Source organism: Mesorhizobium sp. M7A.F.Ca.AU.002.02.1.1 (genome assembly GCF_003998535.1).
GTDB lineage: Bacteria > Pseudomonadota > Alphaproteobacteria > Rhizobiales > Rhizobiaceae > Mesorhizobium > Mesorhizobium ciceri.
The window spans coordinates 1-2158 of sequence record NZ_RZPB01000901.1 but is presented as its reverse complement, the minus strand read 5'-3'; the positions used below and the strand labels follow the sequence as shown (position 1 = coordinate 2158).

Genomic DNA, 2158 nt, shown 5'->3' with positions numbered 1-2158 from the left:
AGATATTCTCGCCCGACTGCATCTGCGTCTGCAGCTTTTCGACGACATCGCCTTCGCCGATCAGGTCGTGGGTGATCTTGATGCCGGTGATCGCGGTGAAAGCGGGCGCCAGAACCTTGGACTCATAGCTATGCGTATCGATGGTCTCGGAGACCACCTTGATGTCCATGCCGGCGAAAGGCTTCGCGGCATCGATGAACCACTGCATTTCGGCTTCCTGGCCAGCGCGGTCGAGCGTCGAGAGCGGGCCGATTTCCTTGTCCAGGAAAGCCTTTGCCTCGTCCATCCCGGCATAGGCATTGCCCACGCCCAGCAACAGGACAAGGGCCGTCGTTGATGTTAAAAATTGCCTTCGCATGTGTTTCCTCCACAGTTTTAAGGTTCAAGTGCGATCTGGAGCGGCCGCCGGCACGCGGTCGCTCCAACAGTTTCCCCCTCTATACGTAGCGGAACACGCCAATGGCGTAGACCACGGAGAGAGCGAGAGCCCACCACAGGTTGGATCCGACAAGACCCAACCAAGCGAGATGGATAAAGGCGCTGCCAAGCAGCGACAGGAAAAGACGGTCGCCGCGCGTTGTCTCGAAGCGCAGCACGCCGACGCGCGGATTGCCGCCCGGCGAAGCGTATTCCCAAGCCGCCATGCCGCACAGCAGCAGAAGGATGGTCCCGAAAAAGGCCGCCGTCGGCCACGTCCACGCCATCCAGGTGAGGTCGAAATTCATCGTCAAACCCTCCCCAGGGCGAAGCCCTTGGCGATATAATTGCGCACAAACCAGATGACGAGCGCGCCGGGGATCAACGTCAGCACGCCGGCGGCGGCGAGCAGGCCCCAGTCCATGCCAGCGGCCGAAACCGTGCGGGTCATGGTGGCGGCGATCGGCTTGGCGTCGGTGGTGGTCAGCGTGCGGGCAATCAACAGTTCCACCCAGGAGAACATGAAGCAGAAGAAGCAGGCCACGCCAATGCCGCTGGCGATCAGGGGCATGAAGATCCTGACGAAGAAGCGCGGGAACGAATAGCCGTCGATATAGGCGGTTTCGTCGATTTCCTTCGGCACACCCGACATGAAGCCTTCGAGGATCCACACCGCCAGCGGCACGTTGAACAGGCAGTGCGCCAGCGCCACCGCAATGTGCGTGTCGATCAGGCCGAAGGCCGAATAGAGCTGGAAGAACGGCAGCGCGAACACCGCCGGCGGCGCCATGCGGTTGGTCAGCAGCCAGAAGAACAGGTGCTTGTCGCCGAGGAAGCGGTAGCGCGAGAAGGCGTAGGCTGCCGGCAGCGCGGCAGCCACCGAAATCACCATATTCATCACCACATAGGTGATCGAGTTGATGTAGCCCGAGTACCAGGAGGCGTCGGTGAAGATGGTGACGTAGTTGGCGAGCGTCGGCTGGTGCGGATAGAGCGTCAGCGAGGAGACGATCTCGGCATTGGTCTTGAAGCTCATATTAATGAGCCAGTAGATCGGCAGCAAAAGCACGACGATGTAGACCGTCGGCACGATCCACCACCAGCGCGATTCCTCGCCGCGTTTGCGCATCAGCCGGGCGACCTGATCCTGCGAGAGTGTGCTCGCCAGTTTGCCCGCTGCTGTGGTCTCGCTCACTCTATCGGCTCTTTCGTTGGCGCCGGTCATCTCAGCGCTCCGCGTCGTAGTTGGTCATCACGGTGTAGAAGACCCATGACAGCAGAAGGACGATGAGGAAGTAGACCAGCGACATGGCTGCGGCCGGACCGAGGTCGAACTGGCCGAGCGCGGTCTTGACGAGGTCGATCGACAGGAATGTCGTCGAGTTGCCGGGACCGCCTCCCGTCACCACGAAGGGTTCGGTATAGATCATGAAGCTGTCCATGAAGCGAAGCAGCACGGCGATCAGCAGCACCCTGTTCATCTTCGGCAGCTGGATGTAGCGGAACACCGCCCAGCGCGAGGCGCCATCGATCTTGGCCGCCTGATAGAAGGCATCCGGAATGGAGACCAGGCCGGCATAGCAGAGCAGCACGACGAGGCTGGTCCAGTGCCAGACATCCATGATGATGACGGTGACCCAGGCATCGAACGGGTCCTGCACATAGTTGTAGTCGATGCCGAGCGCGTTGACGTAGTAGCCGAGCAGACCGATGTCGTTGCGGCCGAAGACCTGCCCGATGG

General features: G+C 60.9%; 3 protein-coding genes and 1 pseudogene. All 4 read right to left on the bottom strand.

The genetic code is table 11. From position 1 onward, the window contains the following. Positions 1 to 358 (bottom strand): annotated as a pseudogene (locus EN879_RS33060) (carbohydrate ABC transporter substrate-binding protein); the annotation flags it as partial. 79 nt (positions 359 to 437) lie between these two features. Beyond that, positions 438 to 731, bottom strand: coding sequence for a DUF2160 domain-containing protein (locus EN879_RS33055; protein ID WP_024503495.1), 294 nt, complete (start codon positions 729 to 731; stop codon positions 438 to 440). After that, complete coding sequence (locus EN879_RS33050) at positions 728 to 1642, bottom strand: carbohydrate ABC transporter permease (protein WP_063167946.1); 915 nt, start codon at positions 1640 to 1642, stop codon at positions 728 to 730. Before EN879_RS33050 ends, EN879_RS33055 begins: the two co-directional genes overlap by 4 nt. A gap of 1 nt (position 1643) precedes the next feature. Further along, on the bottom strand, positions 1644 to 2158 hold a 515-nt coding region (locus EN879_RS33045; RefSeq protein ID WP_164774732.1), incomplete at its 5' end, for a sugar ABC transporter permease.